At 54.0% G+C, this 13,518-nt stretch carries 11 protein-coding genes; 6 read left to right on the top strand and 5 right to left on the bottom strand.

Annotation, left to right across the window (positions count from 1 at the left end; genetic code table 11):
* Positions 1-64 precede the first annotated feature (64 nt).
* The gene (gene aphA / locus NG42_RS10860; protein ID WP_052899336.1) at positions 65-778 is read left to right on the top strand and encodes an acid phosphatase AphA; all 714 of its coding nucleotides are present in this window, start codon (positions 65-67) and stop codon (positions 776-778) included.
* A gap of 69 nt (positions 779-847) precedes the next feature.
* Here the strand turns inward: aphA and NG42_RS10855 are convergent, their stop codons facing one another.
* Positions 848-1,252 carry a hypothetical protein gene (locus NG42_RS10855; RefSeq protein ID WP_052899335.1) on the bottom strand — a complete coding sequence of 135 codons (405 nt, stop codon included), beginning with the start codon at positions 1,250-1,252 and terminating at the stop codon, positions 848-850.
* Positions 1,253-1,564: 312 nt separating this feature from the next.
* Here NG42_RS10855 and copA point away from each other — a divergent pair, with 312 nt between their 5' ends.
* The 3 genes from copA (at position 1,565) to ybaK (ending at position 5,607) form a co-directional block, all read left to right on the top strand.
* Entirely contained in the window at positions 1,565-4,078 is a 2,514-nt protein-coding gene (copA, locus tag NG42_RS10850; RefSeq protein ID WP_052899333.1) for a copper-exporting P-type ATPase CopA, read from the top strand.
* A 74-nt stretch (positions 4,079-4,152) separates the two neighbouring features.
* On the top strand, positions 4,153-4,956 hold the full coding sequence (locus NG42_RS10845; RefSeq protein ID WP_052899332.1) for a TraB/GumN family protein: 804 nt from the start codon (positions 4,153-4,155) through the stop codon (positions 4,954-4,956).
* A 171-nt stretch (positions 4,957-5,127) separates the two neighbouring features.
* Positions 5,128-5,607, top strand: a complete 480-nt coding sequence (gene ybaK / locus NG42_RS10840; RefSeq protein WP_052899330.1) for a Cys-tRNA(Pro)/Cys-tRNA(Cys) deacylase YbaK — start codon at positions 5,128-5,130, stop codon at positions 5,605-5,607.
* On the opposite strand, the gene NG42_RS10835 is transcribed toward ybaK, so the two are convergent.
* The gene (locus NG42_RS10835) at positions 5,604-6,473 is read right to left on the bottom strand and encodes a LysR family transcriptional regulator (protein ID WP_052899329.1); all 870 of its coding nucleotides are present in this window, start codon (positions 6,471-6,473) and stop codon (positions 5,604-5,606) included. The two genes, ybaK and NG42_RS10835, sit on opposite strands and share 4 nt — an antisense overlap.
* A gap of 90 nt (positions 6,474-6,563) precedes the next feature.
* On the opposite strand from NG42_RS10835, the gene NG42_RS10830 reads away from it, so the two are divergent.
* Positions 6,564-6,998 carry a multidrug/biocide efflux PACE transporter gene (locus NG42_RS10830; protein WP_052899328.1) on the top strand — a complete coding sequence of 145 codons (435 nt, stop codon included), beginning with the start codon at positions 6,564-6,566 and terminating at the stop codon, positions 6,996-6,998.
* Between the two features lie 201 nt (positions 6,999-7,199).
* Here the strand turns inward: NG42_RS10830 and ushA are convergent, their stop codons facing one another.
* Complete coding sequence (gene ushA / locus NG42_RS10825) at positions 7,200-8,813, bottom strand: bifunctional UDP-sugar hydrolase/5'-nucleotidase UshA (RefSeq protein ID WP_053115696.1); 1,614 nt, start codon at positions 8,811-8,813, stop codon at positions 7,200-7,202.
* 608 nt (positions 8,814-9,421) lie between these two features.
* Between ushA and ybaL the strand changes: the two genes are divergently transcribed.
* Positions 9,422-11,110, top strand: coding sequence for a YbaL family putative K(+) efflux transporter (gene ybaL / locus NG42_RS10820; protein ID WP_052899324.1), 1,689 nt, complete (start codon positions 9,422-9,424; stop codon positions 11,108-11,110).
* 49 nt (positions 11,111-11,159) lie between these two features.
* Here the strand turns inward: ybaL and NG42_RS10815 are convergent, their stop codons facing one another.
* On the bottom strand, positions 11,160-12,467 hold the full coding sequence (locus tag NG42_RS10815) for an inosine/guanosine kinase (RefSeq protein ID WP_052899323.1): 1,308 nt from the start codon (positions 12,465-12,467) through the stop codon (positions 11,160-11,162).
* Between the two features lie 70 nt (positions 12,468-12,537).
* A complete protein-coding gene (gene hemH / locus NG42_RS10810) occupies positions 12,538-13,497 on the bottom strand; it encodes a ferrochelatase (protein ID WP_052899321.1) in 960 nt (319 codons plus the stop codon).
* Positions 13,498-13,518: the final 21 nt, after the last annotated feature.

The raw sequence follows: 13,518 nt of genomic DNA, 5'->3' as shown, positions 1-13,518 counted from the left end.
GTTATGGTGTGAAATAATTCAGACCGTCCAGTCCACTTAAAATAACCAGATGAAAGGGAAGACCATGCGTAAAATCACTTATGCCCTCAGTGCTGCCTGCCTGCTTATTGGCCTCAGCCACAACGTAATGGCGAAAGAATCGGGACCGGCTCCACTCTGGCCAGGGGTGACAGTGGCGCAGCTTGCTCAGCAGGCACCGATACACTGGGTTTCTGTCGCGCAGATTGAAAACAGCCTGCAAGGTCGCCCACCCATTGCGGTTGGTTTTGATATTGATGATACCGTGCTGTTCTCCAGCCCTGGTTTTTATCGCGGTCAGAAAGAATTTTCCCCAAAAGGTCAGAGCTACTTAAAAAATCCGGAATTCTGGGAAAAAATGAATAATGGCTGGGATGAATTCAGCATGCCAAAAGAAGTGGGCAGCAGCCTGATCGCTATGCACCTGAAACGAGGTGACAGCATTTATTTCGTTACCGGCCGTAGCCAGACGAAAACCGAAACGGTGACCAAAACCCTACAGCAAGATTTCGGCATTCCTGATGCCAGCGTTAACCCGGTTATTTTTGCCGGTGACAAAGAAGGTCAGAACACTAAAACTCAGTGGCTGAAGGATAAAGAGATTAAAATATTCTACGGCGACTCTGATAATGATATTACTGCCGCACAGGAAGCAGGTGCACGGGGCATTCGCGTACTGCGGGCGTCAAACTCCAGCTATCAGCCATTGCCAAAAGCCGGTTCGTATGGCGAAGAAGTTATTGTAAACTCAGAATATTAAAGATAAAAAAAGGCGTATTCGTTTATCGGATACGCCTTTTTTATTTTCAGGACTGACTTTATTTAGCTATCAGGCGGCAAGAGCTGCGCTAATGATGCCCAGCGTCGCAGCGGATACCAGCACTACCAGAATCACCGTGGTAGCGGCAAACCCGCCGCCCACCAGCGAAGCCGTTTTACCTTTAGAAAAATCTTTTCTTTCCAGCGAAGCAATATCGGATATAGCGACAACTTTACCTGAATCACTGACAATAGTATTTGGTTCGACCTTACCTACAGTTAATTCACCTTCCCGGCCATCTTTTAATTTATATTTTATTTTATCACCGACATACAAAGGCGGATCCATTTTATAATAACTATAGTCACTACCAATTTTATCCTGATTAAGCCGCACAGAATTATATGAGGAACAGCCGCTCATAGTCAGCGCTGCCAGTAACATTACAGCGGAGATGCTTTTTTTGAATTTCATATTTCTTTACCCTACCCAAAGGCAATAAATCAGTACCGGAGTCGGTCACTACGGTTACAGTCCGCATTGCTGGAAATATCGTTGAATTTTTTTATCGGCTCATTACCACTTTATAATGACATAGCCAACCTGACTAAAGGTTAAACAAAACGAATCTGGTAGATGTCAGACCATTGGAATAGTGAAGGTGAACATCCCCCTGCTTAAACAGATGGAAGATAAAGGCTTGACCTTCACCTTGATGGAAGGTTTAACCTTATATTCAATCCAGACTGGCATTAACGTCAATCGGGAAAATCAGGAGCGATAACTATGTCACAGATTATTTTACTGGCGCTGGACGGGCTCTCCTGCCAGCACTGCGTTAAACGAGTAAAAGAGGTTCTGGAACAACGTACTGATGTTGAACAGGCTGACGTTTCACTTAACCAGGCGCGGGTGACCGGTACCGCCTGTGGATACAAGTTAATTGAAACTATCGAACAGGCTGGCTATCAGGCCACGCTGGAACAGGATAACGCACACCCAAAGGCTGAGCCGCTGACAGATTCAGAACACCAGCCGGAAGCGCTGACAGCGGACACTTCACAGCTTCCGGCATCCGCTGCCGTCGACAGCTATCAATTGCTGATCGACGGCATGAGCTGTGCCAGTTGCGTCAGCCGGGTACAGAATGCTTTACAACAGGTCGACGGCGTCGAGCAGGCGCGCGTCAATCTTGCCGAACGCAGCGCGCTGGTGCTGGGTTCGGCCTCACCGCAGGCGTTAGTGCAGGCGGTAGAAAAAGCCGGTTACGCTGCGGAAGTGATTGAAGATGAAACTGAGCGCCGCGAGAAACAGCAAAAAAACGCCCGTCTGGCCATGCGCCGGTTTAGCTGGCAGTCGGCGTTAGCGCTGGCACTCGGCATCCCGCTGATGATCTGGGGGATGATCGGCGACAATATGATGCTGAGCGAAACCAACCGCAGCGGCTGGCTGGTGGTTGGCGTACTGACGCTGCTGGTCATGGTGATTGCAGGCGGGCATTTCTACCGCAGCGCATGGCGTAGCCTGCTAAAAGGCACCGCGACCATGGATACGCTGGTGGCGCTGGGTACTGCGGCGGCCTGGCTCTATTCGATTAGCGTCAATATCTGGCCCGATTTCTTCCCGATGGCCGCACGCCACCTCTATTACGAAGCCAGCGCGATGATTATTGGCCTGATTAACCTTGGCCATGCGCTGGAGCAACGCGCGCGTCAACGCTCGTCGAAAGCGCTGGAGCGCTTGCTCGATCTTACCCCCGCTTCGGCGCGGGTGGTCACCGATGATGGCGAAAAAATTGTGCCGCTGAGTGAGGTGACGCAGGGAATGACCTTACGTCTGACCACCGGCGATCGCGTGCCGGTCGACGGCGAGATCGTTTCAGGAGAAGCCTGGCTGGATGAAGCCATGCTGACCGGCGAACCGATACCGCAGCAGAAAACCACCGGCGATACGCTGCATGCCGGTACGCTGTTGCAGGACGGCAGCGTGCTGTTTACCGCCGAGGCTATCGGTAAAAATACCACCCTGGCACGGATTATTCAGATGGTGCGTCAGGCGCAAAGCAGTAAGCCGGAAATTGGCAAGCTGGCCGACCGTATCTCTGCGGTATTTGTCCCGACCGTGGTGGCGATAGCGATCATCAGCGCGGCAATCTGGTATTTCGTCGGGCCGCAACCGCAACGGGTTTATACGCTGGTGATCGCCACCACCGTGCTGATTATTGCCTGCCCTTGCGCGCTGGGTCTGGCAACACCGATGTCGATTATTTCCGGCGTTGGTCGCGCCGCCGAGTTCGGCGTACTGGTGCGTGATGCCGATGCGCTGCAACGCGCCAGCAGCGTCGATACGCTGGTATTTGATAAAACCGGCACCCTGACCGAAGGCGCACCGCGGGTAACCGATATCATCACCTTTAATCAGACGAAACAATCACAGGCTCTGCGCTGGGCGGCGGCGCTGGAACAGGGTTCTAATCATCCACTGGCCCGCGCCATTACAGAGCGTGCCGGAGAAGCGTCACTGCCGACAACTGAGCAATTTCGTACAATACCCGGCCAGGGCGTCAGCGGTATGATTGACGGCATCAACGTGTTACTGGGCAACCGCGCCCTGATGCAACAGCAGCATATTGCCACCGGCGAGGCTGATAACGTCTTCGCCACCCAGGCAGAAAGTGGCGCGACGCCGGTGATGCTGGCGGCCGATGGCAAACTGGTGGCGCTCTTCGCAATTCGCGATCCGCTGCGCGCCACCAGCGCCGATGCGCTGAAACGACTGCACCAGCTTGGCTATCGGCTGATTATGCTGACCGGCGATAATCCGGCGACAGCACATGCGATTGCGCGTCAGGCGGGCATTGATGAAGTGATTGCCGGCGTGTTGCCGGACGGAAAAGCGCAGGCAATTATCCGTTTGCAGCAGCAAGGTCGTCAGGTGGCGATGATTGGTGACGGCATTAATGACGCTCCGGCGCTGGCACAGGCGGATGTCGGGATTGCGATGGGAGGCGGCAGCGATGTGGCGATTGAAACGGCATCGGTCACCCTGATGCGACATGATTTAAACAGCGTCGCTGATGCGCTGGCGATTGCCAAAGCCACGTTACGCAATATGAAGCAGAATCTGCTGGGTGCCTTTATTTATAACTCACTGGGTATTCCGATTGCGGCGGGCGTGCTCTATCCGCTGACCGGCACGCTACTCAGCCCGGTAGTGGCGGGAGCCGCGATGGCCTTGTCTTCGATTACCGTGGTCAGCAACGCCAATCGCCTGCTGCGTTACCAGCCACCAAAAGTGTGACGCTTACAGATTTGCTCTGTTCATCAGTCAGTTAACGCGCTAGCATAAATTGTTTGATGGCAAAGGGCGGAAAAATGGGCAAATTGCTGCGCAAAGTGACCTCACTGTTCAGAGCGCTTTCACCGGTGAAATACGCTTATCCGGCGCTGGATATTATTCTGCCCGGCGAGCGGCAACTGCATCTGGTCGGCAGCATCCATATGGGCACCCGCGATATGATGCCGCTGCCCGCGACGCTGCTGCATCGGCTGAATAAGGCGGATACACTGATTGTCGAGGCGGATATTACCGGCGGCGCTTCGCCTTTCGCCCACAGCGAATCGCACCCGCCGCTGGCGCATCGTCTGTCAGCCGACAATCTGAACACGCTGACGCGGCTGTGCGACGAGTTGTCGATTGATGCGGAGATCATCGCCTCACTGCCCGGCTGGCAGGTGGCGCTGATGTTGCAGGCGCAACAGGCGCAGCGACTGGGTCTGCGGCCGGATTATGGCATTGATTATCAGCTGTTGCAGGCGGCAAAGCAGCGCCAGCTGTCAGTGACAGAGCTGGAAGGCCCGGACGAACAGCTTGAGTTACTGAAAACTCTGCCGGACAACGGCATGTCGCTGCTGACCGATACCCTGCAACACTGGCACACCAATGCCCGCCTGTTGCAGACCATGGTGAGCTGGTGGCTGGAAACGCCACCGGGGCAGAATCAGGTCGCGCTGCCCACCACCTTCAGCAGTGAACTGAATGATGTATTAATGCATCAGCGCAATCGTCGCTGGTGCGAAACACTACGCGGTTTACCGGCGGGTCGCTATGTGGTGGCGGTCGGCGCCTTACACCTCTATGGCGAAGGCAATTTGCCGGATCTGCTGAAAGGCAGATAAAAAAAAGGCCAATATCGCTATCGGCCCGTCAAAGAGGAATTTTTTTATGATTTTGGTTATCCATCAGCAATCGAGTTGCTGATGGGACGGCGATTGTCGCTCAAAGCCTGGATTTTCGCCAGTACTTTTCTTCATCAGGCACGATGAGCCTTCTCTATTCAGGAGCGGAAAATGACCCCGGCGGTTAACCTGTTGGAAAAACAGAAAGTTGCCTTTACTCTGCATTCTTATCAGCATGACAGTGATGAAACCCACTTTGGCGATGAAGCGGTACGTAAGCTCAATCTGAATGCCGAACAGGTGTATAAAACCCTGTTAGTGGCAATGAATGGCGACGCGAAAAATCTGGCGGTGGCGGTCACACCGGTTTCCGGCCAGCTGGATCTGAAAAAGGTCGCTAAAGCGCTGGGGGCAAAAAAGGTAGAGATGGCCGACCCGCAGATAGCGCAACGCATTACCGGTTATCTGGTTGGCGGCATCAGCCCGTTAGGTCAGAAAAAACGGCTGCCGACGGTAATTGATCATCTGGCGACCGGCTGGCCGACCATCTTTATCTCCGGCGGCAAGCGCGGGCTGGATATCGAGCTGGCCGCCAGCGATCTGGCCGCACTGCTGAATGCCCGGCTGGCGGATATCGCGCGGCGCGATTAGTCCTGCCGCTGGGCGCAGAGCTGATCGATCATCCAGCGCCCGGCCGGGCCTGGCGGCGAGCGTTTCGACCATACCGCATCGACCGCGATACTTTGTGGCCAGCCATTAACCGGCAGCTCGGTCAGTACCTGATGCCCAAATTGCTCGACCAGCCAGCGCGGCAAAATGCTCCAGCCAAAACCTTGTTCCGCCATCTCCAGCAATAAAAGATAGGAAGGCGCAAACCATACCGCCCCCTCAGCCCGCTGATGCAGACTCGGTGCCCAGGTATTCAGCCGCAGCTGGCGTTCGCCGTTAAGCTGACTCTGCGTCACCTGACTCTGCTGCGCCAGCGGATGCTGCTGATGAATATAGATCGCCATCTGCGCCTGAACCTGTAGCCGCGAAGTGGCAATTTCCAGCGGCAGCTTCGGCTGCACCCGCACCACGCCGACATGTACGCGACCCAGCAACAGCAGATCGATCAGATCCGCATCTTCAGCAATCATGCATTCAAATTCAATCGCCGGATAGCGTGCCGCAAAGCGCTTCAGCAGCGATTCATGATGGTCTGCCTGCCAGAAGTCGGAAATCGCCAGACTGAGGCGCGGTTCGACATCGCCAGCCAGTCGCACCGCCAGCTCATCGAGTCGTGAACTGGCCGCCAGAATTTCCTGTACCTGTGCCAGCGCCCGCCTGCCCTCCTCCGTCAGCACTGGCTGGCGCGCCTCGCGATTAAACAGGGCAAAGCCAAGATCGGTTTCCAGGTTTGCCACGGCGGTACTGATGGTCGACTGACTTTTGCGCAAAGCGCGCGCCGCCGCCGAAAAAGAACCGCTTTCTACCGTTTGTACAAAAGCTTCGAGTGATTCAGGAGAGTAGCGCATGGTGAACTATCGCTTTTATCGATGGATACTCATTTTATCTTACCAGTAAAAACGATGAAAATGTTTAGCTGAACTTATAAAGGAGTGGATATGCCTACCAGAACACTGAAAGAACGTTTTTTACATGCTACAGGCTTTGAGGCGCTGGCCATTTTGATCGTCTCGCCACTGGCCGCCTGGATTATGGATAAACCGCTGTTTCAGATGGGCGCGCTGGCGATCATGCTGTCGACCGTTGCCATGCTATGGAACATGATTTACAACGCCGGTTTTGACCGATTGTATCCGCCGGGAGTGGCAAAACGCGGCATTGGCGTTCGTATCATGCATGCGCTGGGCTTTGAAGGCGGGTTTATCGCCATTGGTTTGCCGATCGCCGCGTGGATGCTGAATGCCACTCTGTGGCAGGCGTTTCTGGTCGAAGTAGGCTTTTTCCTGTTCTTTCTGCCGTACACCGTGGTTTATAACTGGGTGTATGACACGCTGCGCCAGAAGCTGATGGCGCGGCGCGCGTGCCAGGCCTGAGAAACAACATCATGAGGGATGTTAACCCTCGGCACGGGCGGCGAGAACGCCGCCCCTACGGTTTCGATCGGTTATTGGGGAACCGGAACGCCTGACGCTGATCGTTAAGGAAAAACGACCGGAATTTCTGGAATCTCCCAGGGGAGCCGTTTTCGGCTCCCGTTCTGATGGTATGCAGGGTGCTAACCCTCGGCAGGGGCGTCAGTTGGCTGTTTTATAAATAATCTCGCCATGCGGTGCATATTTTGCAGCATCGAGTGGAGAATGTTGCTCGATATACTGTTTCAGCACTTCCGCATCAACAAAACCGGTATTAACGTAACTTGCCCTGTCACTGACCTTCGGATAACCATCACCACCGGTCGCATTAAAGCTGAGTAACGCCATGCGGTAGGTTTTATCGCGCTGCAACGGCTCACCTTTGATTTTGACCTCGCTGACGCCTTTCCCGTCGGCAATCAGACTGACGTTGGCAAACTGAGCATAAGCACCAGAGTCGACCTGCATATTGGCCACTACCGCCAGATATTTTTCGACGTCGCTACCTTTCATATCGACGTAAGTCAGCGTATTGCCAAACGGCTGTACTTTCAGCACATCCTTATAAGTGATATCGCCCTTTTCAATCGAGTCACGCACGCCGCCACCGCTCATCACGGCAAAATCGGCCTTGGTGCGATCGATCTGCCCGGCAAGAATTACGCGCGACAGGTTGGTCTGAACAAAGCGCACTTTACTGCGGTCACCTTCCAGATGCTGGTTGACGCTGCCAATCTTCACGCCGAGCTGCGCCTCGCCCTTCTTCTGAAAGGGAGTCAGTAACTTCATCATGCCCGGATGCTTTTCGATTTGCTGGGTGTAGTTAACCCAGGTTTCAGTGCCGTCGCTGTTTTTAACTTTATGCTTCAGGTTAACCGGAATCAGCTCGTAGTGATCCATCGTCAGCTTGCCGTTACGGAAGGTGAAATCGGCACGACCAACATATTTTCCCCACTCATGGGCCTGCACAATCCAGGTGCCGTTTTGTTGGTCCGGCACGCATGGTGTACCCGGTACGTAGTCGGCCTGTTTAACATTATCTTTGGCCATGCAGACCGGGTCCTGCGAATGTCCGCCGACAATCATATTGAGGTAACCCGCTGGCAGCTCGCGTGCCATTTCAACATCGCCCGGCGCGTTGGAACCGTGATGACCATTGTCGTAATGGCCCATATGGGTCGCCGCAATAATCACATCCGGTTTTTCACTGGCACGCAGCTCCTCAACCACCGCCTTCGCTTCAGCAGCAGGTTTACGGAACTCCATATCGGTAAAGTACTCCGGGTTGCCGATTTTGGCGGTGTCGTCGGTAGTCAAACCGATAACCGCAATTTTCAGGCCAGAGCGATTAAACAGGGCGTAAGGCTGAAACAGACGCTTACCGCTGCTTTTCTGATAGATATTGGCCGACAACAGCGGGAATTTGGCCCACTTTTGCTGCTGACGTAACACCGACAACGGGTTGTCAAATTCATGATTACCAATCGCCATCGCATCGTAACCAATCAGGTTCATGCCTCGGAAATCAGGTTCAGCATCCTGCAAATCGGATTCAGGCACGCCGGTATTAATATCCCCACCTGAGAGAAGCAGTACCGAACCGCCATGCGCCTGCACATCGTAACGAATGCTGTCTACCAGGGTTTTCTGTGCCGCCAGGCCATACTCATCATGATCGTTATTCCAGAAACGCCCGTGGTGATCGTTGGTATGCAATACCGTGAATTTATAGCTGCGGTCTTTTTCCCACGCCTGCGCCAGCAATGGCGTCGCCATTAATGACAACAATAAAACCCCGGGTAAAACTTTTGTCGTTAAACGCAAAATCGATCTCCTTGTCAGCAACGCCATCGCATTATCACGCCAGTGTAAATCGCCGTGCGCAATAACATCAATGCATTCAATTTTTTATAATTACTTACCCATTATCCCGCAGTTTTATGACAGTACCCAGTCAGGATTGTTATAGATAAGTCAGCGATCACGTTTTCAGCGATGGCACATTGCCGACTAACCGCGGAATACAGCGTGGGATAAGGTGGTGCTGGCGTGGCAAATCTGTGCTTATCTGCCACTTATCGGCATTCTGGCGACTTTCCTGCCGAGTAATCGGTGAAAATAGCCCGCACGGAGGATGGATATCTGTGAATTGCCCCGCATCTTAACGTGATAATATATAGCCTGAATTATGATGAGTGTGAGAAATCTCACTCATTCACGGTTTTTCTCTCATTTTTCATCTTTTTTGCAATTATCACCATTATTGACAAGCGCGCGCCAGAAATATGCAATAAACTCAATACTTACAACCGGACACATTTGCATACACCCGCAATAACTGGATTTGCAGCTTCAGCTAAACCGGGAGACACAAGGAGACAGGCATGCATCACACCACACCGCTTATCACGACAATTGTCGGAGGCCTGGTTCTTGCCTTCCTCCTGGGCATGCTGGCTAACCGCCTGCGCATCTCCCCTTTAGTCGGCTATTTGTTAGCGGGGGTACTGGCTGGCCCTTTTACGCCAGGCTTCGTCGCTGACACCGACCTCGCCCCGGAGCTGGCTGAACTTGGCGTTATTCTGTTGATGTTTGGTGTTGGTCTGCATTTCTCCCTCAAAGATTTAATGTCCGTCAAATCCATCGCTATTCCCGGTGCCATTGCGCAGATTGCGGTTGCTACCCTGTTGGGTATGGCGCTGTCATGGAGTATGGGTTGGTCGCTGATTACCGGTTTAGTGTTTGGCCTCTGTCTCTCCACCGCCAGTACCGTGGTGTTACTGCGCGCGCTGGAGGAACGTCAGTTGATTGACAGCCAGCGTGGTCAAATCGCCATTGGCTGGCTGATTGTTGAAGACCTGGTGATGGTCTTAACCCTGGTTCTGCTGCCTGCGATTGCCGGTATGCTGGAACAAGGCAACGCCAGTGTCTCAATGCTGGCGTGGGATCTGGTGCTGACCATCGGTAAAGTAGTGGCATTTATGGTGCTGATGATGGTGGTCGGTCGCCGCGTGGTGCCGTGGATTCTGGCAAAAAGCGCCGCAACCGGCTCACGTGAACTGTTTACCCTTGCGGTACTGGCATTAGCGCTGGGCATCGCTTTCGGTGCCGTTGAGTTCTTCGACGTCTCCTTTGCGCTGGGTGCCTTCTTCGCCGGTATGGTGCTGAATGAGTCAGAACTGAGCCATCGTGCCGCTCACGATACACTGCCGTTACGCGATGCGTTTGCCGTGCTGTTCTTTGTCTCGGTGGGCATGCTGTTTGACCCGATGATTCTGGTGCAGGAGCCGCTGGCGGTTCTCGGAGCGCTGGCCATTATCGTGCTGGGCAAATCCATCGCTGCCTATTTCCTGGTGACGCTGTTTGGCCATTCACGCCGAACCGCGCTGACCATTTCAGCCAGTCTGGCACAAATCGGCGAGTTCGCCTTTATTCTGGCCGGACTGGGTATTTCTCTTAATCTTCTCTCCGCAGAGGGGCGCAACCTGGTGCTGGCGGCAGCGATTCTGTCGATTATGCTGAACCCGATTCTGTTTACCCTGCTGGAGCGTTTTCTGGAGAAAACCGAAACGCTCGACGAGCAGACCATGGAAGAAGCCATCGAAGAAGAGAAGCAGATCCCGGTCGACCTGTGTAATCACGCGCTGGTGGTCGGCTATGGCCGCGTTGGCAGCCTGCTTGGCTCACGCCTGATAGAAGCAGGCGTACCGATTGTGGTAGTGGAGAATTCCCGACCACGCGTCGAAGCGTTACGCGAGCAGGGTATTAAAGCGGTGCTGGGCAATGCGGCGCGCGCCGATACCATGGAACTGGCGCGGCTGGATTGTGCCCGCTGGCTGTTACTGACGATTCCGAATGGTTATGAAGCCGGTGAGATTGTCACTGCCGCCCGCGAAAAACGTCCGAATATCGAGATTATTGCCCGTGCGCATTATGACGATGAAGTGGAATATATTATGGAGCGCGGAGCTGACCGCGTGGTGATGGGGGAGCGCGAAATCGCTAACAGTATGCTGAATATGCTTAAGCTGGAGCTGGAAACCGAGCCACAGCCCGAGCAGTGCCCGATTTAACCGATATGAAATCCCAGGGGAGTCGTTTTCGACTCCCCCCAAACCGCCGTTACCTTTCCCAGTAAGACTCTTCCAGACTGTCCTCACGCTCCGGCAATCCCCGCGTCAGACGTGGCGAGTGCTGATTTAGCACCTGATAGCTGACGCGATTCGCGTACTTACATACCTGTGCCAGCGAGGAGTAGGTCAGATAACTGCGCACATGCTTGCTGGAGTTTGGCACATTGGCGCGGTGATAGTTGTTGGCGGTAATATCATGCAGCACCGCCGCCAGCGCCCCGTCCCCTGCCCCATTGGTATTCATAATCTTCTCTGGGCCGCCCATATAAGGGGCAATATGCGAGAAAATACGCAGCGGCTGCTGACAATCCTGATGACGCATCGCGCGGCTGAACTCATACTGGTTAAATTCGGCAATCGCTCCTGGCAGCAGCGGATGGTTGGTCTTACGCTTGCCTTCATCTTCGGTATAACCGGCCATATACAGCCCGTTTGGCCCGGCAGTACACAGCACCAGGTCAACCCAGTCCAGTGCTTTATCGGAAGCCAGCAATGGATCGCTGAGGCCAGTCAGTTCCTGCGCTTCATCTTCATTCATCGCGACAATAGACACGTGGTCGCGCAGGAAGTCGCGCCAGAACTGCGGATTATCGGCAATCACATACTTAGTACCGAGCGTCAGCACCACCGGCACATTATGCTTTTTCGCATACCCGATGGCTTTCATGGTGGCGGCAGGCATCGGCTCGCCCGGCTTACAGCGCACCAGATAAGAAGTCAGCACCAGCGCCGAAGCACCGGCAATCACCTGCTCCGGAATATTCTCTTCGTGCAGCTGATTCATCATGCCCGGGCTGATGGCAAAGGTACGCTCGCCATGCTCACCAATCAGGGTGAAGCAGCGGCCAATTGCGCCATCTACGCCCTGTAAGTAGTTAAGATCGGTACGGCTGGAGGTATTACACAAATAGCGATAGGCGTAACCGCCAATCTGTACATTGCTGCACATCACGCCGAGCAATACCGAACGGTCATCGGCCAGTACCGAGTAATTATGCAGGGTGTTACCAATGGTGCCACCGGCGAACTGATGACTGATTAACTGTTCGCGCATCAGTTCGTTGTACAGCGCTTCGGCGACGTCATCCTCAATAACCAGCGAGTGACCGGCACTCAGGCCATAACGCGCGACAAAGGCATCATCCACTTTGGCTTCAATATCCACCAGTGTCTGATCGATACCCACCACCCAGCTGCTGCCGTTTTCACTTTCTGGCTGGAGTTGAGGTTGCAGTAATGGATCGCGGGCACTGACGGGGAAGTAGTGTTTGGATTTACGTTTGCCGGGAAATTTCATGATTAATAGCTTCGGAAGAATTCAGGCCGTGAATGATAACATATTCACGGCCTGGCTTTAGCCAAACTCATCAGCGTTGACGGGTAACTAAATCCACCATCATATCGATATGTTCAGCGTCATCATTCAGTGCCGGAATATATTCAAACTGCGTACCACCGGCGTGCATAAAGAATTCGCGGTTCTGTTCGCTAATCTCTTCCAGCGTTTCCAGGCAGTCAGCGGAGAAACCCGGACTCATAATCTGAATATGCTTCACGCCTTTTGCCGGCAAGCCTTTCAGTGTTTCGTCGGTATACGGTGTTAACCACGGCTCGCGACCAAAGCGCGACTGGAAAGTCATCATCACTTCGGTCGGCCCCAGCCCCAGTGCCTCTGCCAGCGCATCCGCAGTATCGCGGCAACGCTGCGGGTAATCATCGCCTTCGTCGGCAAAACGCTGTGGAATGCCGTGGAAAGACATGACCAGCAGATCGGGTTTACCGTGGGCGGCAAAAGAGCGCTCCACCGATGCCTTCAGTGCGTCAATGTAGCCGGGATGCGTGGCGTAATCACGGATAAACTGCACGTCCGGCAGCGAACGGTAACTGGCGAACACTTTGGTTAAGCCATCCCATACCGCAGCCACGGTCGAGCAGGAGAACTGTGGATAGAGCGGCAGGACGATCAGGCGCGTCACGCCCTGCGCCATCAGACTGTCCACGGCGCTTTTCAGGCTGGGATTGCCGTAACTCATGCCCAGTGCCACCGGCATATCCAGCCGGGCAGCCAGCGCTTCACGCTGACGCTTGCTGTACACCAGCAGCGGAGAGCCGTCATCCATCCATACTGATGCATACAGTTTTGCCACACGCGGTGAGCGGATCGGCAGGATCGCGCCATTGAGGATCGGCCACCACAACCAGCGCGGGGTGTCGACAACACGCGGATCGCTGAGAAACTGTTTCAGATAGCGCTTTACCGCAGCAGGGGTTGGCGCATCAGGCGTGCCGAGATTAACCAGCAATACGCCGGGTTTATCGTGCCTCATTTTTATTCCTTTTATTGGCAT

The organism is Winslowiella iniecta (genome assembly GCF_001267535.1).
Taxonomy (GTDB): domain Bacteria; phylum Pseudomonadota; class Gammaproteobacteria; order Enterobacterales; family Enterobacteriaceae; genus Erwinia; species Erwinia iniecta.
Note: the sequence above shows the minus strand (reverse complement) of the source record. Positions and strands in the feature narration are given on the sequence as shown.